This window comes from Lysinibacillus sp. FN11 (genome assembly GCF_024628845.1).
GTDB lineage: Bacteria > Bacillota > Bacilli > Bacillales_A > Planococcaceae > Lysinibacillus > Lysinibacillus capsici.
The window spans coordinates 2,433,517-2,454,469 of the sequence record NZ_CP102383.1; the positions used below are offsets into that span (position 1 = coordinate 2,433,517).

General features: G+C 39.4%; 21 protein-coding genes, 1 pseudogene and 2 riboswitches. Of the genes and pseudogenes, 12 read left to right on the forward strand and 10 right to left on the reverse strand.

Features of this window, described 5'->3' with window-relative positions; translation table 11 throughout:
• Window positions 1–5: 5 nt before the first annotated feature.
• The 4 genes from cobK to NP781_RS13125 are packed head-to-tail and all read right to left on the reverse strand — an operon-like array spanning window position 6 to window position 3,775.
• On the reverse strand, window positions 6–767 hold the full coding sequence (gene cobK, locus NP781_RS13110; protein ID WP_257522481.1) for a precorrin-6A reductase: 762 nt from the start codon (window positions 765–767) through the stop codon (window positions 6–8).
• The gene (locus tag NP781_RS13115) at window positions 764–1,717 is read right to left on the reverse strand and encodes a sirohydrochlorin chelatase (protein ID WP_257522482.1); all 954 of its coding nucleotides are present in this window, start codon (window positions 1,715–1,717) and stop codon (window positions 764–766) included. The genes cobK and NP781_RS13115 overlap by 4 nt, the downstream gene beginning before the upstream one ends.
• 14 nt (window positions 1,718–1,731) lie before the next feature.
• A complete protein-coding gene (gene cobJ / locus NP781_RS13120) occupies window positions 1,732–3,399 on the reverse strand; it encodes a precorrin-3B C(17)-methyltransferase (RefSeq protein ID WP_221680210.1) in 1,668 nt (555 codons plus the stop codon).
• Window positions 3,400–3,403: 4 nt separating this feature from the next.
• Window positions 3,404–3,775 carry a (2Fe-2S) ferredoxin domain-containing protein gene (locus NP781_RS13125; RefSeq protein WP_221680209.1) on the reverse strand — a complete coding sequence of 124 codons (372 nt, stop codon included), beginning with the start codon at window positions 3,773–3,775 and terminating at the stop codon, window positions 3,404–3,406.
• Between the two features lie 145 nt (window positions 3,776–3,920).
• Window positions 3,921–4,103, reverse strand: a riboswitch (cobalamin riboswitch).
• A gap of 250 nt (window positions 4,104–4,353) precedes the next feature.
• A riboswitch (cobalamin riboswitch) is annotated at window positions 4,354–4,539 on the forward strand.
• Between the two features lie 148 nt (window positions 4,540–4,687).
• Here NP781_RS13125 and NP781_RS13130 point away from each other — a divergent pair.
• From NP781_RS13130 to NP781_RS13160, 8 genes are all read left to right on the forward strand, one after another.
• Window positions 4,688–5,434 (forward strand): energy-coupling factor ABC transporter permease, encoded by a 747-nt coding sequence (locus NP781_RS13130; RefSeq protein ID WP_004231293.1) that lies wholly within the window; start codon window positions 4,688–4,690, stop codon window positions 5,432–5,434.
• A gap of 3 nt (window positions 5,435–5,437) precedes the next feature.
• On the forward strand, window positions 5,438–5,710 hold the full coding sequence (locus tag NP781_RS13135) for an energy-coupling factor ABC transporter substrate-binding protein (protein ID WP_009370241.1): 273 nt from the start codon (window positions 5,438–5,440) through the stop codon (window positions 5,708–5,710).
• Between the two features lie 5 nt (window positions 5,711–5,715).
• Complete coding sequence (locus tag NP781_RS13140; protein ID WP_257522483.1) at window positions 5,716–6,114, forward strand: hypothetical protein; 399 nt, start codon at window positions 5,716–5,718, stop codon at window positions 6,112–6,114.
• Between the two features lie 43 nt (window positions 6,115–6,157).
• Window positions 6,158–6,484 (forward strand): energy-coupling factor transporter transmembrane component T, encoded by a 327-nt coding sequence (locus tag NP781_RS13145; RefSeq protein WP_257522484.1) that lies wholly within the window; start codon window positions 6,158–6,160, stop codon window positions 6,482–6,484.
• A complete protein-coding gene (locus NP781_RS25650) occupies window positions 6,481–6,792 on the forward strand; it encodes an ATP-binding cassette domain-containing protein (RefSeq protein WP_373880547.1) in 312 nt (103 codons plus the stop codon). Before NP781_RS13145 ends, NP781_RS25650 begins: the two co-directional genes overlap by 4 nt.
• Entirely contained in the window at window positions 6,789–7,316 is a 528-nt protein-coding gene (locus tag NP781_RS25655) for an energy-coupling factor ABC transporter ATP-binding protein (protein WP_373880555.1), read from the forward strand. Before NP781_RS25650 ends, NP781_RS25655 begins: the two co-directional genes overlap by 4 nt.
• 179 nt (window positions 7,317–7,495) lie before the next feature.
• Entirely contained in the window at window positions 7,496–9,073 is a 1,578-nt protein-coding gene (locus NP781_RS13155) for a S8 family peptidase (protein ID WP_257522485.1), read from the forward strand.
• Between the two features lie 74 nt (window positions 9,074–9,147).
• A complete protein-coding gene (locus tag NP781_RS13160; RefSeq protein ID WP_257522486.1) occupies window positions 9,148–10,995 on the forward strand; it encodes a flagellar hook assembly protein FlgD in 1,848 nt (615 codons plus the stop codon).
• A gap of 100 nt (window positions 10,996–11,095) precedes the next feature.
• Here the strand turns inward: NP781_RS13160 and NP781_RS13165 are convergent, their stop codons facing one another.
• A complete protein-coding gene (locus tag NP781_RS13165) occupies window positions 11,096–11,536 on the reverse strand; it encodes a GNAT family N-acetyltransferase (RefSeq protein ID WP_221680205.1) in 441 nt (146 codons plus the stop codon).
• A gap of 118 nt (window positions 11,537–11,654) precedes the next feature.
• A complete protein-coding gene (locus NP781_RS13170; RefSeq protein ID WP_257522487.1) occupies window positions 11,655–12,743 on the reverse strand; it encodes a glycosyltransferase family 4 protein in 1,089 nt (362 codons plus the stop codon).
• A 258-nt stretch (window positions 12,744–13,001) separates the two neighbouring features.
• Here NP781_RS13170 and NP781_RS13175 point away from each other — a divergent pair, with 258 nt between their 5' ends.
• The 3 genes from NP781_RS13175 to NP781_RS13185 are packed head-to-tail and all read left to right on the forward strand — an operon-like array spanning window position 13,002 to window position 15,511.
• A complete protein-coding gene (locus NP781_RS13175) occupies window positions 13,002–13,601 on the forward strand; it encodes a glycosyltransferase family 2 protein (RefSeq protein ID WP_221680203.1) in 600 nt (199 codons plus the stop codon).
• A 30-nt stretch (window positions 13,602–13,631) separates the two neighbouring features.
• Window positions 13,632–14,660, forward strand: coding sequence for a polysaccharide biosynthesis protein (locus NP781_RS13180; protein ID WP_221680202.1), 1,029 nt, complete (start codon window positions 13,632–13,634; stop codon window positions 14,658–14,660).
• Complete coding sequence (locus NP781_RS13185; protein ID WP_221680201.1) at window positions 14,657–15,511, forward strand: SDR family oxidoreductase; 855 nt, start codon at window positions 14,657–14,659, stop codon at window positions 15,509–15,511. The genes NP781_RS13180 and NP781_RS13185 overlap by 4 nt, the downstream gene beginning before the upstream one ends.
• A gap of 47 nt (window positions 15,512–15,558) precedes the next feature.
• Here the strand turns inward: NP781_RS13185 and NP781_RS13190 are convergent, their stop codons facing one another.
• From NP781_RS13190 to NP781_RS13200, 3 genes and pseudogenes are all read right to left on the reverse strand, one after another.
• Entirely contained in the window at window positions 15,559–16,311 is a 753-nt protein-coding gene (locus NP781_RS13190; RefSeq protein ID WP_221680200.1) for an alpha/beta fold hydrolase, read from the reverse strand.
• A gap of 24 nt (window positions 16,312–16,335) precedes the next feature.
• A pseudogene (locus NP781_RS13195) lies at window positions 16,336–17,573 on the reverse strand (DNA polymerase IV).
• A 48-nt stretch (window positions 17,574–17,621) separates the two neighbouring features.
• A complete protein-coding gene (locus NP781_RS13200; RefSeq protein ID WP_221680199.1) occupies window positions 17,622–19,019 on the reverse strand; it encodes an aminotransferase-like domain-containing protein in 1,398 nt (465 codons plus the stop codon).
• Between the two features lie 128 nt (window positions 19,020–19,147).
• Here NP781_RS13200 and NP781_RS13205 point away from each other — a divergent pair, with 128 nt between their 5' ends.
• A complete protein-coding gene (locus tag NP781_RS13205; protein WP_004231267.1) occupies window positions 19,148–20,311 on the forward strand; it encodes an aminotransferase-like domain-containing protein in 1,164 nt (387 codons plus the stop codon).
• 42 nt (window positions 20,312–20,353) lie between these two features.
• Here the strand turns inward: NP781_RS13205 and NP781_RS13210 are convergent, their stop codons facing one another.
• Window positions 20,354–20,908, reverse strand: a complete 555-nt coding sequence (locus tag NP781_RS13210; RefSeq protein WP_257520126.1) for a helix-turn-helix domain-containing protein — start codon at window positions 20,906–20,908, stop codon at window positions 20,354–20,356.
• Window positions 20,909–20,953: the final 45 nt, after the last annotated feature.

Genomic DNA, 20,953 nt, shown 5'->3' on the forward strand with positions numbered 1-20,953 from the left:
GCCTCCTAAATTGTATGTTCAACAGCCTGTAATACTTCTTCAAATGTTGAATATTGTTGGCCGTATTGTATATTTGGTCGTGCAATAAGAATCGTTTCAATCTGGCATGCGAGAGCTGCCTCTAGCTTCTCATCAACTGAGCCCACTTTACCGCTTTCTTTGGTAATCATCAACGTCACTCCGTATTGACGAAATAGAGCTTCATTTAATTCCTTTGAAAACGGACCTTGAATAGCCACAATATCTCGCTGCGCCACGCCAAGTGCCTCACACTTTTCCATATTATCCAGTCGTGGAAGCATACGAGCGATTACTCTTGTGTTTTCTAAGCCCTGTAAAACCTTCGTAAATGTAGCGAGTGTTTTACTTCCTGTCGTTAGCATAATGACACCGCGTTTTTCTGCAGCTAGCTGAGCTGCCTCCTCATAATCCTTTACAACAGTAATCAAAGGATGGGCATAATGTTCATGAGCTCTTTCATAGCGAATATAAGGAATCTTTGCCTGCTCTGCCGCTGCCATCGCATTTTTAGAGGCTTCCTCCGCAAATGGATGAGAAGCATCTACCACCAATCGATAGCCCTGCTCGGTCATGATGGTCGCCATTTCCTCAGCGGTCAGTCTACCGATTAAATGTGGCAGGCCAACGTCAGCAAGACTAGAGGCTGCCGATTCAGTGACGACCGTAGCGGTTATTGCATAACCTGCACGTTGTAATGCTAGGGCTAAATCCCTTGCATCACTTGTCCCTGCTAACATGAAAATCATTTTACCGGCTCCTCTTCATGATGATGATGATGGTCATGGTCATGATCGTGATGGTCATGATGGTGATCGTGATGATGCGCATGATCGTGATCGTGATGCGCATGTCCATGATCGTGATCATGATGGTGATGATGATGTGCATGTCCATGTACTGCCGCATAGGCGCGATAATCTTCTAGATCTTGCATACCTGTTGATGTACCGTTGATTGCCTGTTCAATACGCTCTAATAAAACATTTTGTAAACGCTCATGGTAGCCAAAATAGTTAGCAATTTGTATATCACAATCTGGATAAAGTTCAGTAAACTTCTCACACATACCATGCATGCGTTCCATCAAAATGCCTGTGAATAAAAAGTATGGTAACATGATGATTTTTTTTGCACCTAGTTTGACACAACGTTCAATTCCTTCTTCAACTCGTGGATCTGTGACACCCATAAAAGCACTTTCTACGTATTTTACAGGTAGTTTTTCCCATAGAAGTCGTGTGATCTTATAAAAATCACCATTAGCAGATGGATCACTGCCACCTCGTGCAATCAATAAAATCGCTGTTTCTTCCTGCTCTTGTTCTGAATTAAAGCCAATTTCAGCTAGGCGATCTTGTAAAATGGCAAAGATTTCATCATGGATACCAATTGTTTGACCATATGTGAAGGTAATCGTTGGATAATGCTCACGCGCATGCTCGATTTCCGCTGGAATATGCAGTTTTGAATGGCCTGCATGTAGTAAAATGATTGGTATTACATGCACCTCTGTAGCTCCCTTTTTCACACAGTTTGTAATACCTTCTTCGATGTTCGGTGAAGCAAATTCAAGGAAACAAGTTTCCACTAAAAATTGTTCATCAATACGCGGTGTCATTTGTTCGATAAATGTACGAACCTCATCATTTCCTGCTGCTAAACGGCTCCCATGGCCGACAAATAAAATAGCTTTCATCTCTCTACTCCTTACTAGTCGCCGCACGGAGCCGGCTCTACTTTTATTTTGGAAGACATATCTTGATACGTAAAATGCAGTATCTTTTTCACACGTTTAAAATATTTAAATAAGCGTTCATTTGGATGAGCATTTGCTTTATATTCTTCAATAATATCTGTAATGAGTGGAATCAGCTGCTCAGGCTCCAGCCCTTCTACAACAGGCTGTGCTGCGTGAGCCGTACGACCGACTGGTTTTGCTCCAATAAAGACATCAAATTTACTTTTGCGGTAGACGATGCCAATATCATCAAATACAGCCCGATAACATGCCATACCACAGCCATTAAAGCCGATATTTAATGTCTTCGGTAAGGACATACCACCTAGTTTTTCTTGTAATTCCTCTGCATATGGTATCGAATCAGCCTTTTCACCGTAGCAAAAATCACAAGCCTTCAGTGATAACACATCACCAATCGGGGTTAATAAAAATCCTACTTCCTGTAATTTCTCTGTGATCTGTTCAGGGGCAGTCGTTGGTATTTTCAAATGAATTTGATGATCTGGTGTGTATTCCATCGTCCCCTCCTCCCCAACAACCTCTGCTAACGTCATCATTTGCTGGGGAGTAAAAAATTTATTGGCTACTCCAGGGCTTACTGCTAGTTCAAATATAGATTCTATTTTTTGCTGTACAAGCTTCGGTGTTACTTTGACTGCGCTTGTCCCTTTTACCATTGCGAGTGCCGCTGTAGCCATTTCAAGAGCTGTTTTTTTCGGCTTTGACGTAGCGGCTATACTGGGTTTGTTAAATCGTCCCGCATTAGGGTCAGCCGTAAAGTCATTTCGCGCTGTTCCTGTCTCTTGGTTCATTGCCCAAGGTTCATTTTCTTCGCGTAAACGTTGATGAGGACGTAATGGCTGTTTTTCTTCACCTAGGGTATATTTACGTTGGTAACCGCGTGGCGTGATCATCTTATTGTCATAGAAAAATGTTGATGAATTCCCGATAATAACTGTTGTCAGCATACCAATATCATGTTCTAGCATTTCTGCTAGTGTTGTCATGGTCACTTCTTGACGTTCTCGATAGGCACTTTTCACCAGCCCTACTGGTGTGTCTGGCGAACGATATTCTAAGAGAATTCGCTGAGCCTCGACAATTTGTCTTGTTCGACGACCACTTTTAGGATTGTATAAAGCAATGACAAAGTCTGCCATTGCAGCTGCCTCGACACGCTTTGCAATTAAATTCCAAGGTGTTAGATGGTCACTCAAGCTGATTGTACAAGCATCGTGCATAATGGGTGCACCAAGTATGCTAGCGCATGAATTAATCGCAGAAATCCCAGGAACAATTTCTACTTCAATTCCTGTTGCTTCTGTCCAGCCTAGCTCAATTAACACCTCATATACTAATCCCGCCATACCATAGACGCCTGCATCACCACTCGAAATCACCGAGACGATGCTCCCTGCTTCTGCTTGACGAACGGCTTCCTGTGCACGCGACACTTCTTCTGTCATGCCTGTACTAACAATCGATTTTGCACTTACTAAATCTTGAATCAGCTCTACATAGGTTTTGTAGCCTATAATCATATCACTTTGTTGTAATGCCTCTACTGCACGTGTCGTAATATGCTTAAAATCTCCAGGTCCAAAGCCTACTACGAAAATTTTTCCTTTTTGCGCCATGTTGTTACCCCTCTTTCACCTTTTCGATCCCTTTAATGGCAGTTGTTTGAGCAGTACGCTGTAATGTACCTTCATGAAGTGTAAAGACATGTTCGTTGTATAAGGATTCATGATGTAAATCTTGTACTAGTGTTCTAGCATGCTCTGTTGATGGCACACGATACCAGTTCCCTTGGGGGTAGGCAATTACCACACAAGCATCCTTGCATCGTCCATTACAGCGCGTTCTTGTCGTATGTATTTCTTGATCGAGTGCTTGCCGCTGTATCTCATCTCGAATGGCTAAGGTAATTTCCTCCCCATCCTTTTTCATGCAGCTACTGCCATTGCAAATAAAGAGATGTGTTTTCATCCCCTCTAAATTCCAAGTTGTCATCTTCTGTCTCCCCTCATTTGCTTTTTGGAAAAAGAAAAACCTTTACTCTATAACGAAGAGTAAAGGTTTTGTAGAAGCCAAATAAAAACGAATAGCATGAAATACAGGTACTCGCTTTCGCTTCAACTTCTCCCTCCGAAAAGTTTGCATGCACAATCAAATAAGCAGGTTTCCTGACTTAAGCTTCATTTTACTATCGCACCTTCCCAAGTTTGCACCAGTGGCTTTGCAATTTCATCAGCTATTACAGTAGCGGGGGCTGTATTGGATTTTCACCAATTTCCCTATTATCTCGAGCTATTCGAGCACTTATTGACGTTTTATATGAAATTTTTATTAGAATTTTAAATAGAAAACTGTCTTTATCATATCTTATTTTTTTAAAATTTCAATATTTCTTTAAAAATTTATGACAAATTTATCAATTTTGAATGGAACTAGGTATGAAATTTATACAATCTATATAATTTACGCATAAATCGTTATCAGAATATTCGCCATTGACCTTTAATTATAAAAATTTATAAAAGGTATAGCATATTTATGGAAATTCATGTTACACTTTGTCGTGAAATCTCACAATTTGAATGTTTTTCGGTGCAAAGTGCTTGTCATTTTGCTTAAAAGGGAAGCCGGTTTGAGTCCGGCGCGGTCCCGCCACTGTAATAGGGAGCTTTATAGAATATGTCACTGTCCAACGGATGGGAAGACCTATAAAGCATTGAACTAGAGCCAGGAGACCTGCCGAAAAATAAGTGATCGTTTCAGCCTACGAGGATAGGTGTGCGGCTTAGCAGATGAGAATGTTATTTGCTTTTTTAGCTATGCACTTTTCCACCAGTGGAGAAGTGCTTTTTTTAATTACGCACGCAATCTTCTAAAAATCTACTAATTAGTTAGGAGGAAAGCTTTTTGAAATTTTCATGGTGGAAACTTAGTTATTTTTTACTGGCCTTTTTAATCGTGCCAAAACGTGCCTTTGCCATGCATATCATGGAAGGTTTTTTACCAATCGAATGGGCTATTTTTTGGTGGGTCATCTCTATTCCATTTATCATTCTAGGATTGCGTTCTATTCGAAAAACCGTTGATGAAAATCCTGAAACAAAAATGCTTTTGGGGCTTTCAGGAGCCTTTGCCTTTGTGCTATCCGCCTTAAAAATCCCTTCTGTTACAGGTAGCTGCTCTCACCCAACTGGTGTAGGACTTGGGACAGTACTCTTTGGCCCTCTAGCAATGAGTGTAATTGGAACAATCGTTTTATTATTTCAATCTTTATTATTAGCTCATGGAGGAATTACAACTTTAGGGGCTAATGCCTTTTCTATGGCTATTGTTGGTCCTTTTATTGCTTACTTTGTCTTTAAAGGTGCTCAAAAAGTAGGCTTGTCATTTTCACTAGCCGTATTCTTTGCAGCTATGCTTGGTGATTTAGGTACATACATTGTGACTTCTGTACAACTAGCACTAGCCTTTCCTTCAGAGGTTGGAGGCTTTATGGCATCCTTTACAAAGTTTGCAGGTATTTTTGCCTTAACTCAAATTCCTTTAGCAGTGAGTGAAGGAATTTTAACGGTCATAGTGATGAATTTCTTGAAAAAATACAATATTAGCGAACTAAAAACTTTACGTGTTTTCTCAACAAAGGAGGCACATTAACAGATGAAAAAAAATTTATTGTTATTAGCAATTGTTGTGTTATTAGCCATCATTCCCTTGTTCATACAAAAAGGTGCTGAATTTGGTGGTGCTGATGGAGAAGCAGAAGCAGCTATTGGTGAAATCAATGCGGAATATGAGCCATGGTTTGAAAGTCTATGGGAGCCACCAAGTGGTGAAATCGAAAGCTTATTATTCGTGCTACAGGCAGCTATAGGAGCTGGCTTTATTGGCTACTTCATCGGCTATATGCGTGGCAAACACAAAGAAGGTTAACCATTATGTTACTCATTGATAAGTATGCCTATCTGAATAAGCTAGCGGCCGTTCATCCGCTAGAAAAAATGATATTTTCACTTGGATTACTTCTCATAACGCTCATCATGAGAGATGAACGACTTTCACTCATTACATTTTTTGTAATGAGTGCTTTTATCATTTTAGGTGCCAAAATTCCGCTTACATACTATGGCAAACTATTATTGCTACCTGGCTTTTTCTTATTAACAAGTCTTGTATCTATTTTACTTTCTTTTACATCATCAACGAATACACTCCTGCCCATATTTGGTCGTTTACATGGAGGAATTGGACTGTTTTTATTGGGAACGCAAGTGTGTTATCAGCGCAACAGCTGTTCTTTATTGTCCTTGGCAGCATTAGTTGTTTATACTTTTTAATTCTAACTACTTCCGTACAAGGAATATGTTATGTGCTACGACAATGGCGACCTCTTTATTAGTGGAGCTCGTCGAACTAACCTATCGTTTTATTTTTATGTTTTTAGAAAGTATGCAAAATATACATCTCGCCCAGCAAGCACGTCTCGGCTATCATTCACCGATGCAATGGCTACGCTCTGTCTCCATGCTTATTGTGGCATTATTTGTGGAAATGTTTCAACGTAGCCGGGAGCTCAACAACGCCATGCAATCACGTGGAGGCGAGGCTGTCTACTGGCAAGAGAAGGGCTCTTATAGCAAGAAAAATTGGCTAGGCATGGCAGCAATTTTACTAGTCCTCATCGTATACGGAGGGTATTTCACATGACAACGTTTTATTTTAAACTCAACCAATTATCTTATGCCTATGCGGATGGTACGAAGGCGTTATCAGATATTACATTAAACATTCCAAAAGGTAAAAAAATCGCCATACTCGGGCATAATGGCGCGGGAAAATCAACCTTATTTCAGCATCTTAATGGTATTTTAAAACCTACAGCTGGGACGATTGTATTCGAAGGTAACGGTCTGGAATATAGTCAAAAAGCTTTAAAGGCCCTACGCCAAAAAGTCGGCATTGTTTTTCAGAATGCAGATCATCAGCTTTTTCAGGGACCGTCAAGCAAGATATAGCATTTGGCCCATTAAATCTCGGCTGGTCTACTGAAAAAACGGAAGAAAAAATAGCTTGGGCCGTTGCGCAAACCGAAGTGGAAGATTTGCTTGATAAACCCATTCATTTTTTAAGCGTAGGTCAGAAAAAACGTGTAGCAATGGCAGGTGTTTTAGCGATGGAGCCCTCTGTCCTTTTGTTAGACGAACCAACAGCAGGTCTTGATAATTATTATGCTACACAAGTATTACAATACTTAGCCAAATTAGATGATGGTGAGAGAACCATTTTACTAGCAACCCATGACATACCTCTCGCCTATGAATGGGCCGATCTAATCATTGTTATGGAGGCTGGAAAAATTATTTATAACGGTGATCCAATCACCTTGTTTTATGAAGACGAATTGTTACATCGCGCGCATCTTGAACGTCCATGGATTTTTGAAATGGTCATAGCTTTGCAAAAAAAGAAGCTATTGCAGGAAAATATCAAAATCCCTCGTTCCAAGCAGGAGTTACAACAATTAATAGAACAGATTTAAAGCTTTTAACAATGCTAGGTATACGAAAAACAAGCCGTGTTTAGCTGTCCGTTTTTTCGTTATACCTACCAAAAATTAAAATAGCAAAGAAAAATTTTCCTCCATTACGAAACTTTTCTAATCTTTGTCCGTATTAATATAGTCGAGACTTAATTTATAACACCAAGGAGAGATAACAATTGAAAAGTTGGTATAAAAAATCAGTCGCTGTTGTAGCATCCGCTGCACTCATGGTTCCTGCTGCTTCTGCCTTTGCTGAGGCACCACAGCATAAAGCGAAAAACATGCTGGCAAACAGTGCAAAACAAACAGAGAAGAATGAAGAAAAATGGATGAGTAAGGATACAATTGTTATCAAGCATTCAGATCTTGATAAAAACGTACATAAAAAAATTGGCTCCAAGGTCATCCGCTCCATTCCTTCATTAGGTTATGATGTTGTACAACTAAATAAAGGCGTATCAATCGAAAAAGCCGTCTCTTACTATTTAAAGCAAAACGGGATATCTAGTGTGTCTCCTAGCTACGTCTATCATTCTTTCAATAATGAAGCTGATCCTAAGAAACAAGAGATGTATCATTTAAACCTACTGCAAATGGATAAGGCACTAGAATTAGCAGGCAACCATGATGTCACAGTTGCTGTCATTGATTCTGGTGTAGATTTTAAACACCCCGATCTAAAGTCACAAGTACTCCCACCCTATAATGCAGCAGCACCTGCCAATACTACTTATTCAGGCGATCACGGAACACATGTGGCAGGTATTATCGCCGCAGCAAAAGATAATGGCGTAGGTGGGCACGGGGTTAATCCGAAAGCAAAGTTACTGCCAATTGATGTATTTAACGGCAAAGAAGGTGCTAATGATTTCATTATTGCACAGGGTATTCTTTATGCAATTGAGCAGGGCGTTGACGTTATTAATATGAGTTTAGGAGGCTATGGTGAATCTCCCCTGATGAAGGAAGCCGTTCAGAAAGCGATTGATAGTGGTATTACAATTGTGGCAGCCGCAGGAAATGAATCGACAGATGAATATTCCTTCCCCGCTTCTTTCGAAGGTGTCATTAGTGTTGGTTCAACAAATGAACGCAACAAACTATCAAGCTACTCCAATTACGGCCCGTCTGTTGATATTGTTGCACCAGGTGAAGACATTTATAGTACCGTTCATGATGCGAAGAAAGGTTCTTCTTTTATCAAGTTTAGTGGAACATCCATGGCCTCTCCTGTCGTGGCAGGTATCGCCTCTCTTCTTAAATCAAAAAACCCATCTTTAAAACCGCATCAAATAGAAGCGATTTTAGAAATGACAGCACAAGATTTGGGCGAGAAAGGTTATGATCTTACTTATGGTCACGGATTAGTTGACCCTGTAGAAGCATTACAATTTGATTTAAATAAATTACCAAAGCATTATTCAGAGACAAAGGAAGATCGCATTCAAAACGCCAAGGTCCTTACTAAAAATAAGCTAAATACAGAACAAGGTACTTTTGAACAGCAAGACGAAAAGAAATGGTATAAAGTCGATCTTGAAGAAAATGAATATGCTCAATTGACATTAAAAGGCGCTGACAAATACGACTATGCCTTTGATTTATATTTCTACCCAAATAGCGGGATTGGTGATGTAGAGCCTATCCATGTCAACGATGTTCGCGTAGGAAAAAAGAAGGTTATCTATTTAAAGCAGATCAAAAGGGAACGCTTGTCATTGGTGTCAAAGATCATAATGGAAGCTATAGTTTAAAAGGCAAATCTACTTACATTTTCACAGCACAAACGACGAAGGACTTACCAATTGATACAGTAGACAAGTCTACGATGGAGCCTATTAAAAAGTTCCCATATAGTACAGCAGGTAAAAACTATACATTACTGTCAAAAGATCAACAACAAGATCAAGATTACTTCACGTTCTCAGTCAAAAAACCGACGACGTTACAATTTGATCTATCGGGAATTCCAGGTGTCACTGCCTCTATGGAGCTTTATCTGAAAGATGACTTTAATCCTGTGCCACCAGAAGAAATCGATCAAGCTGAAAATGAGGAAGGTGAAGAAGAAGAAGCCTATCCAATGCAGACCGCTTATGGTACTGCAAAAGGTGAACCGGTTCGTATGATTATCGATGCTGTTCCAGATCAAGAGTACGTTTTAAGTGTATCTAATGAAAGTAATAGCGAGTTTTCTATGGAGATGTTCTTTAGTGGCGGCATCGAAAAAGAAGAAACGATCAGTGAATCAATGATCCCTTACACATTAAAAGGTGAAGTAGTTTCCCTCCCACCTGATGAGGATGGTCTACCTGTAGATGAAGCCATGATCGAAGAAAATATCCCTGAGGGCCAATTACCACTTACAGAAAACAACATAAAAAAACGTAATGAAATTGACAGCTTGATGAGCATGTTAATGAATCCTACAGCTTCAGGCAATCTAGAAAATGTTGACCCTATCATTAAACAGGCAATCCGCTTTGAAATAGGCGAGGATCAAAAAGCTTATTTCCAAACAGATTATGACGAGGATTATTTCTTATTCAAAGCGAAGGAAGACGCTCTTTATAGCTCCAGCTTTATGAAAGGCATGAATCAAATGCCTGCAGGTACAGTATTTGAATATGATGAAAAAACAAAGGAATTAATTCCCGTTTCTTCCTTAACAAACGATCTTGGCATACTGGCGCTACTACTTGGTTCAGTTGGCAACGAGGACGATGCAAAGGTTATTCCATTGAAAAAGGACAAAACCTACGTGGTAGCAGTTGTCAATGCTGGAGAACGATCTGCTGAGCCTTATACATTGAAAACAAAGAAAATAGGCGATATTCCAGCAGAGTACAATCCAAACAATCATGAGGAAGCAAAAGCGCTAAAAATTCAACCAGGTACTACTTATAAAGACCACCTGATTTATCAAGATGATGTAGATTATTACTACTATAAGCAACAAGGAAATGACGAGGTCATGAGTCTGCTTCTTTCTTCGGTTCCCTTTACAAATGAACAATTAGCTCAGCTACCTAAGGAACTACAAAAAGACTTAAAATTTGCAGGAGCTATCATCGAAGATACGAACGGCAATATGAAGATTGATGCCAAAGAAATGGAAACAGAAATTCCATTTGGACTAGGTGATAATATTCTTGAAATGTTACTTGGAATGATGGGTACAAACGATGTAAATACATCGTTTAAGGCGAAGAAGGATCGAGGTTATTTTATTCTAGTCAACAGCATGGGACTTGGCCAGGTATCGATTCAGCCCTATTCATTAACATTGTTTGATCATAAGCTTGTGGATGAAGATGTGGATTCAAAATTAGTAAATGGAGTACCTAGCAAGCCATCTGTTCTTGTGAAAAAGGATGAGAAATGGGTTGCAACGCAATATTTAAATGCAGGTATACCATTTGGCGATAAAGACTATTTTGAATGGAATAACGACCAGAAACGCGAAGTCTTCTTCTCGCTTCAAACAGAAAAAGCGTTGGATGGTGTTATTCGAGTATTAGATGCAAATGGAAAAACCGTCAAAACATTCGATCTTTACGGAGTTGGAGACGCCGAGGTTGGTACTGTGGAGCTGGATGCGGGTAAATATTATATTGAAGTAAGTGAGTTTGATGGCAAAGCTAGCACACAACCTTATACACTTGAAATAAAATAGAAGAAATCAAACAAAATCCCTTAGATCATAACGATCTAAGGGATTTTTAGGATATGAAAGAAGCATTCTCATCCAACGGTGAAACGCTCGCCAGTTCAGCTTACATAAAATATTTAACATAATTACAATATTCATCTTGTTTCATTTGTAGCTTTTCATAAAGCTTGCGGGCATTTACATTATCAGCTGCCGTTTGTAACGTGACATAGCGAGCAGATTGTTGCTCACAATAATGAAATACCTTTTCCATCAATGCCTTGCCCACCCCTAGGCCTCTAGCATCTTCTGTTACATAAATATCATTTAAAATATAGGCACGCTGTAAAGCAATGGACGAAAATGTTGGATATAATTGTGTAAATCCAATCATCTTGTCATCCACCAGCGCGATAAAAATGACAGATTCTTTCAAGGCTAATCGTAATTGTAAAAATGCCTTGGCACTGCTTATATCTGACTCAATTCCATAAAATTGACGATATTCATCAAACAGTTTTGATAAGTCCTCTAGTTCATTCATTGTTGCTTGTAGTATTTCCATTCTAGTCTCCCCTTGTGTCTACCCATGATTGTCTAGCTTTATAAAACTAGCTTTTATTATATAGGAAATACTGGTATAAAGAAAAGAATACTCCTCTCAATCCAGAAAAGATTCACTTTTATTCACCTAAATAATTGGCAACCTTCTTGACGATCTGCCTCCAATTTAATTCCTTGCGGGCAAATGCTTGAAGCTGGACACAAGTATCTGCCAACAATGGTTCCTGTGCTGCAACTTGTTGCAATGTCCGACCTATTGCCTCCCAATCATGTGTAGGATGGATTGTACCAAAACGCTGTTGTTGTGTAATATCAGCAGCACCATCCACATCTGTTGTCACGATATAGCAACCATTTTTAGCTGCCTCCGCAAAGACATGGGCATAGCATTCGACTAAAGACGTTAAGCAAAAAATTTTAGCCTTGCGATACTCCTCCTCTAGCTTTACCTTATCAAAAATAGGTCCTACTATCGTCACTTGAGCGGCAAGCGGATGATTATCTAGTAATAGTCTCAGCTCTTCTTGAAATGAGACTGACATCGACCCTACTAAACGAAGCTCCCAATCTGGCAGTTGTGCTGCGAGAAATGCCTTGACTGTCAAAATTGTTTGCTTCTCTGGTGCATCCAATCGCCCAACTGTTAGAATTCTATTTTCTTTCTCGTGAAACGGCACTGGCTCTGTGGGAAAATGTTCATAAAAACCATTGGGTATATGTTTAACATCTAATTGTGAAAAGTCTTTGATTACTGTTTGAATAGATATACATTCAGAGGTAAGGAGATCACAAAGCTGTAACAACTCTAAAAAATAGGGATAGGTTTTTAATCGATTTAGCCAAAATCGATTAACATCTAATTTCATATAAATTTTGCCATGTGGATTAAAGTGCTTATAGGTTTTCAAAATAGCTAAATAGGATGGATAGGGTCCAATAGCAAAGGCAATGTCGATGTCCCTTGCATGCTGGGCTAAATAGGCATTCATATTCGCCACATAATCATCTTCAAATGCTACAGACTCAAATTTCACAGTGGGAAAGACTTGTTGAAGAAGAGCTTCATTCATTTCTGTCGTGACAATAGTGACCTCATAGCCTAAATGTTCCCCCAGTAAAATAGGCACTAGACACAAATCTTTGAAAATATGGGCATCCGAAAGTTTGTAAGATTCCACGCTACAAATAAATGCTATCCTTTTTGTCATCGTATCCCTCTTTCTAAAAAAAGCGCTCTTGCTAGTTTATGAACTCTCTTGCTAAACGTGCTTATGTTAGTAAATTTTCGCCTTTCTTATGCCATATCTCTAGTAAACATAAAAATTCTATCTAAAAACGACTCTCTTAAAAACACCCTAAAATAAGCAATTGCCTACAGTAGCACTACGTCTACGCATATTGTATTAAAGGATCTACTAAGTCACATAGAACAACTCTACTAATGAACATAGAAATGGAGGGATCAGATGAAGATTAGTTTTTTATCACCTGCATTTAATAGCGAAGAATGGATCGTAACGATGCTTGATAGTATTCCTAAAGAATATGCCTATGAAATTATCGTGGTGGATGATGGCTCTACAGACAATACGCTAGCTATTTTACAGGATTATCAGAAAAACTGTTCGGCTTTAAAAATCATCGTGCACCCAACGAATTTAGGTGCAAGTGTTGCCTACAATCGATGCATTGCAGAAGCGACAGGAGATTATATAGCCATCATCGATAGTGATGACCACTATTTACCTGCTATTCGCAATGTACTTGCACAAGTGGATGGCACATTTGATATTTACTATTACAACATGATTATTAAGAATGGCTTTGCTTTTATTAAAGATGAATCCAACCGCTATTCCTTACCTGGGCAATTTAAGATCATCAGGAGAAGTTTAATTGGAGATGCGAAATTTACGATACGCAAAGATATTGCAGGAGATTGGGATTTTAATTGCGCCCTGATGGATAAAAATCCGACAAGTAAATATACTAACGAATTTGCTTATTGGTACAACTACCCTAGAGAGAACTCTGAATGTGACCTACATCAAAGAGGATTAAAATAATAGCATGCAGGAGGTGTAACGAACTATACAATGTTTACAGATAAAATATTATTGATTACTGGAGGCACGGGCTCTTTCGGGAACGCTGTATTGAAGCGATTCTTAAATACGGATATCAAGGAAATTCGGATTTTTTCAAGGGATGAAAAAAAGCAAGATGATATGCGGAAACACTATCAGCATACTAAAATCAAATTTTATATCGGAGATGTCCGCGATATCCAAAGCATTCACAATGCGATGTATAATGTTGACTATGTATTTCATGCCGCCGCTCTCAAGCAAGTTCCCTCCTGCGAATTTTTTCCCTTAGAAGCTGTGAAAACCAATATTTTAGGAACGGATCACGTACTAACAGCTGCCATTCAAGCTGGTGTTAAGAAAGTCATTTGCCTTTCAACAGATAAGGCCGCGTACCCCGTCAATGCGATGGGTATATCCAAGGCAATGATGGAAAAAACGTTTATTGCGAAGTCACGAATGGTTGATCCTCACCATACCCTAATTTGTGGCACTAGATACGGCAATGTCATGGCTTCACGAGGCTCTGTTATCCCATTATTTATTGAACAAATAAAGGCTGGGAAACCTTTAACGATTACGGACCCTCATATGACACGTTTTATGATGAGCCTTGAGGAGGCGGTAGAATTGGTACTGTACGCATTCAAACATGCTCAAAACGGGGATATTATGGTGCAAAAATCACCTGCTGCCACAATAGAAAATTTAGCACAGGCTTTACTTGAGATCTTTCAAGCGAACAACGCCATGCAAATTATCGGAACACGGCACGGAGAAAAAATGTATGAAGTATTATGTACGAAGGAAGAAGCGGCAAAAGCTATTGATATGGGCCATTTCTATCGAATCCCAGCGGATAATCGGGATTTAAATTATGGAAAATATCTCGATGAGGGCTCTCCAAAAATTACATTAACGGATGAATATAACTCGAACAATACCCCACAATTAAGTGTGGCTGACATTAAAGTAAAGCTGTTAACATTGCCTCTTATACAAGAAGAGCTCCTTCATTGGACAGGAGGAAAACCATGAAATTTTTAGTGCTCGGTGCTACAGGCATGGCTGGTCATACCATTGCGATCTATTTATGCGAACAAGGGCATGATGTAACAACATACTCTCGCACCCCTTTTCCCTATGGCAATAATCGAACAGGTGATGTGACAGACTCCCATTTCTTAAGGTCGCTACTACTAGACAATGAGGTAGATGTCGTCATTAATTGTATTGGTGTTTTAAACAATGCTTGTGAGGCTCATCCTGCCCAAAGTGTTTTACTGAATAGCTATTTACCGCATGCCATTGTATCTCTTCTTGAAAATCGTCACACAAAGCTTATTCATCTAAGTACCGACTGCGTATTTTCAGGCAAAAGTGCTCCCTACTATGAAAATAGTGTACTAGACGGGGAAACCATTTATGACCGCACCAAAGGTATAGGGGAAGTGAATAACGACAAGCACCTAACATTTCGTAATTCTATAATTGGTCCTGATTTGAAAAAGGATGGCATCGGACTCTTCAATTGGTTTATGCAACAAAAAAGTCCCGTCTATGGCTATTCGGGTGCTATTTGGACGGGAGTGACAACACTTACTTTGGCTAAAGCCATTGAACGTGCTGCACAACAAGATTTAACAGGACTCTATCATCTCGTCAATACGACAAATATTTCTAAACACGATCTACTGCATCTATTTAATAAGCACTTTCTTAACAACAGTATAAAAATTCTTCCTCATCACCTTGTCCATGTCAATAAAACATTAATAAATACAAGAAATGACTTTTCATTTATTGTCCCTAGCTACGAGGAAATGATGATAGAGATGAAGGAATGGATATTGCAGCATAAAGATTTATATCCTCACTATTTTCAATGATCCATACATCAACTCCATTATGGATGACGATTCGTAATGGGGTTTCCCTACCGAATAACTGTCCCCTCAGGTAATTGACCATCCTTAATCCAATTCTCTACAAAGCGATTAAAAAATGCAGGCTGGGCTAATGAGACGCCGTGACCGATGTTCTTCAATAACACACCCTTGCTATTTGGATGACTTCGCACAAGTGCTTTAGCGGATTTTCTCATGTTGCTTTTCTCTTTTTCTCCCACAGTTATTAGGATCTTTCCCTGAGCTTTGTTAAAGTCAGCTGGGATGGAAAACGACATATTTTCTCGCAAAATTTGAATCAATGTATCTACTTTCATCGTGGCACTCTCTTGATAGTAACGCTCAAAATAATCTTCTTGAATGTATAGAGCTTTTGCTTGAAGTTTCGCAAATGTTTTATTTTTTATAAGTGGAAATGACAGCCGAATAAACGGTTGAAGCATCCTTTCTACAGTAGGAGAGGGTATCACGAGCGCACTATTGATGATCGTAAAATCGATTAAACTAGGCTGTAGACTTAGCATTTGAATAGCGATTTGCGCTCCTAAAGAGAAACCAATTACTATAACAGGCTTCCCATTGGCGTTTTTCTCAATAAGGAGAAGAAGCTCTTTCGCACTTTGTTCAATGGAAAATGGATTGTGTGTCATTAGCTCAGGTATAACACAGTGATAATGGGAAAAATGGTGAACTTGCTGATCCCACATCCACCCTCCAACGCCCCCTCCATGAATAAACATCATGAAAGGATTGTTAGCATCCCCATACTCCTTGTATTGCATAGATACACCTACTTTCATTCTATCTCATTCATGGTCATCTAAAAAATCTTTACTAAAGCTCGTTTGTGATTGATAGGAGGAACGTTTTCCTAAATCTACACCACGTTTTATAATCCCCTTGCCAAACCGTCCCTCAATTTCATCGACAAGCTTGAGAATCGGTTCATCTTTCGCATGCTCTTGAAAATCAAATATCGATAATTGCTGTGAATAATCTTTACGATCCACCACATTGGAAACCGTTACACCAAGTAATCTTACAGGAGATTCATCCCAATGCTTATCAAATAAAGTACAAGCAATGTCGTAAATTTCTTCATAACGATACAGGACATTGGACATTGTTTTCGAACGCGTATGATTATGCCAATCAGCGTCACGAATTTGAATGCTTACAGTGGAACCTGCTAAGCGCTTGGCATCAAGACGCTCCACCACTTTCTTACATAGACCTTCGATTGTTTTATGAAGTGTACGAACATCTGTTACATCTTCTGGTAATGTTGTTGAATTCCCAACGCTTTTCGTATCAAAGATTGCCTCAGGATCGACCATGCGCTGATCCACTCCATTGGCCCTTGCTCGAAGCCGTACCCCATTCTTCCCTAAAATTTGCTTCATTTTAAATTCTTCTGTCTTAGCTAAATCACCTATTGTAAAGATGCCTTGTGCATTTAATTTTTTAGCAGTACTTGCTCCAATCCCATGCATGTTGACAACTTCACGATGCCATAATTGCTGTTCAATATCTCGTATTCGTAGTACGGTAATCCCCATTGGTTTCTTCATATCAGAGGCTGTTTTCGCTAAAAATTTATTCGGTGCAATACCGATGGAACAAGGTAAATCCAGCTCAGCTAAAATGCGCGCTTGTATTTCCTGGGCAATACTTAAGGCATGCCGTTCCTTGCTTAGCTCAGTCACATCCAAGTAGCCCTCATCAATCGAAACAGGCTCTACTAATGGTGTATAGCTTCGAAGAATGGTGAACATTTCTTTAGATGCATGACGATACTTTTGAAAATCTGGAGGTAATAACAATAGCTCAGGACATTTACGCTTCGCTTCATGAACAGTCATCGTTGTATAAATGCCTAGCGCTCTTGCTTCATATGAACAAGTTACTAAAATGCCACGCCGCTCCTTTGGGTTTCCTGCAACTGCGATAGGCTTCCCCTTAAACTTGGGTCATGTGCTTGCTCCACAGAAGCATAGAAACTGTTCATATCCACATGTAAAATAACACGCCCTTTATGTGCCATGTTCATCACCTCGTTTCTTTCTTAGCCTTATTATACGCTCCATAACCTCTAATCAACAAATGCATAATCACCATTACTTTCAAGGAGGTCCTTTAAAATAATTAACGCTTGCTCAAGTTGAGATTCTGGCGCTGCAATGGCTAAACGAACGGCATTGACAGGCTTTGTGTTCCCTACGGCAAAGCGTTCCGCTGCATAGACTTGTACACCAGCTTTCGAAGCTAACAATTCAAATTGAACACCCGTAAATTTGTCAGGCAATTGGAGCCACCTAAAAATACATTCCTCATCCCCTAATATGTGATAATCCCCTAAATACTGATCGACAAGCGCATTTTGCTGCTTGGCATATGCTCGGTGTTTTTCTAATATCGTTTGGGCAACACCTTCATGGATTAATCGTGCTGCAAGCTCCAGCATGATAGGAGAAACGGAAATGTTGATATTATAGAGCGTTTCCACTATTTTTTTTCGTAGCGCAGGCGGTGTCACAAGGAAGGATAATCGTAAACCAGGTGATAGTGTTTTAGATAGGCTAGCAATGTAAATAACCTTATCGGGTGCATAAGAAGCAATCGGAGCAAGTGGTTGCTCCTTGAGAAAGCTATAGATAGCATCCTCGATCACAAGCAAATCCTTCTGTCTTGCCACATCTGCAATCATTTTTCTTGTTTCTACTGACATCGTATGAGTCGTTGGGTTATGAAAATCAGGGATCACATAGACTCCTTTGATATGCTCATTTTTACAAGCATATAGTAATCCTTCTTTTGTCATTTCACCCTGACATTGTTGGATAGCCACAAGCTGGATACCGAGCATATTTGCAGCTGTTTTAATGCCTGCATAAGTAATTGGATCTGTACCAATGCGGTCGCCTGGCTGAAATAAAGCTGCAAGGGTTCCTACAATGGCATTTTGTCCGCCTGCTCCTAGAAGAATTGGCTGATCTGTTTGAAAATTTACTAGTTCGAGTAGCTTCATCACGGCTTCGTTTTGCCATGCATTGCCCTCAGGTCGTCCATATTGAAATAGCATGCTAAAACTAGGTTCGTTTATCATTTTCTTCATAAAGCGTGTAATATCATCATTAACAAAATTATCTGGTAAAACAGAGCCCATTTCAATGATAGGTGTGGCATGGTTGGTTGGGAGTAACATTTTATTGCTAGCAGCATCTGTTGAAACGAATGTACCGCTGCCAATCGAGGCATAGATTAATCCTTTTTGGCCACAAAGCTTAAAGGCTCTTGTAATTGTACTCAAATTCACATCTAAAAAATCAGCTAATTCACGCTGGGGTGGCAATTTTGTACCGGGTACTAGCTTTCCATCCTTGATATCTTGTTCTAGCTGATGTGCGATGGCTATATATAATGGAGCAGAAATATTGCTAATATCCGGCTTCCAACTCATTGGATACTCGTCAAATGAATTAATAGGCATTCACTAGGCCCTTCTTTCTCTTAATTTGCATACAATAGTTTAATTGTCTTGCATACAATGATAATATTGTATGCACACGATGACAATGATATAATTTTTAAAAAATCAGAAAAAAAGGACCGATAATTATGCAATATTCTGAAAGAATCTTAAAAACACCATCCTCATTTATTCGAAATATTTTAAAAGTGACAGATGCAGAGGACGTTATTTCCTTTGCAGGTGGGCTTCCAAACCCTATTTCTTTCCCGATTGATGCATTGAGAGCATCCGTAGATCATGCTATTACAGTAAATGGCAGTCGATTATTCCAATATTCATCTACACAGGGTTATGCACCATTGCGCGAATATATTGCCGCGAAATATCAACGTCTCCATGGACTTGATGTACATGCTGACGATGTTTTTATTACTACAGGTTCACAGCAAGCGCTTGAACTTATTGGTAAAGTACTTATCAATAAAGGCGATGGCATTATCATCGAAGAGCCAGGTTACCTAGGGGCTATCCAAGCCTTTACTTTAACAGAGCCAACTTTCCATGGTGTTACGCTAGAAAATGATGGCCTAAACTTAGAAGAGCTAGAGCGTGCCCTACAACAACCAAATGTAAAATTCATTTATACGGTGCCGAACTTCCAAAACCCAACAGGACTCACATATTCGAAAGAAAAGCGTGAGCAAATTTGTGAAATAGTAGCAAAATACGATGTTGCTTTAATTGAGGATGATCCATACGGGGAGCTACGTTTCCAAGGGGAGCCACTTCCATATATCGGTGCTGGTAAATTAGAAAATAGTATTTTACTAGGTTCTTTCTCTAAAACGGTCACACCAGGTATGCGTCTCGGCTTTATTATCACAAAAAACAAAGAGCTTTTGCAGCATATTGAAACAGCAAAGCAAGCGTCTGATCTTCATACTAATATTTTTTCACAATATGTTATCTACGATTACTTAGCAAGTAATGATTATACAGAACATGTAAAGAAAATTATTGCTTTATATAAAAATCAGTCGGATGCGATGCTTGATGCGATGCAGGAGTTTTTCCCTGCCCATGTTGAATATACACGACCTGAGGGTGGCATGTTCATTTGGGCAACAATGAAGGACGGTACACCGGCCCTTGATGTATTCAATAAAGCGATGGAACAAAAGGTAGCCTTCGTGCCTGGCGATCCATTCTATACATCAAAAACGAATGTGAATACAATGCGCCTTAACTATACAAATGCAACACCTGAAGTCATCCGTGAGGGAATTAAACGTTTAGCTAGTATTTTATAAAACGAAAACGTATAAACGCTGTGAAAAGCGTTTATACGTTTTTTAATGTGGATAGTAAATAGTCATACTAAGTCGTGTTACTGTACTACCTGGATTGCTGTATGTGTGTGGACGGTCAGCCTTAAATCGTATAGCATCACCATTTGTTAATCGATAATCCTGACCCTGAATATGGATGATTAATTCCCCATCGAAAACGGTTATATATTCCTCCGTTCCTTCTCGATGAGCCTCAGCATCTAACGTTCCATTTTGTTTGATTTCAATTGTATAAATTTCAAAGCGACTATCCTTTTGATAGGGAAAGTGAGGATATACCATATATCGGCCATGGTCTTCCTTCAATACTTGAAGCTCTTTACCGCGAATAACCTCCGTCTCAGGTTGGGGAGGATGAATAAGCTCTGTAAACGAAACCTTTAATCCATTTGCAATTTTCCAAATCGTTGTCAAAGTTGGACTGGATTCGCCCCTCTCAATTTGACCAATCATCGTTTTACTCACGCCACTAAGCTGAGAAACCTTCTCTAAGCTGAATTTCTCCCTTTCTCGAATTGCCTTTAAATTCCTCGCAAAGACTAGATGAATTTCTTCCATCCAAAAGCCCTCCTTGTATGTACAATATAACGTACGTTTTGTATA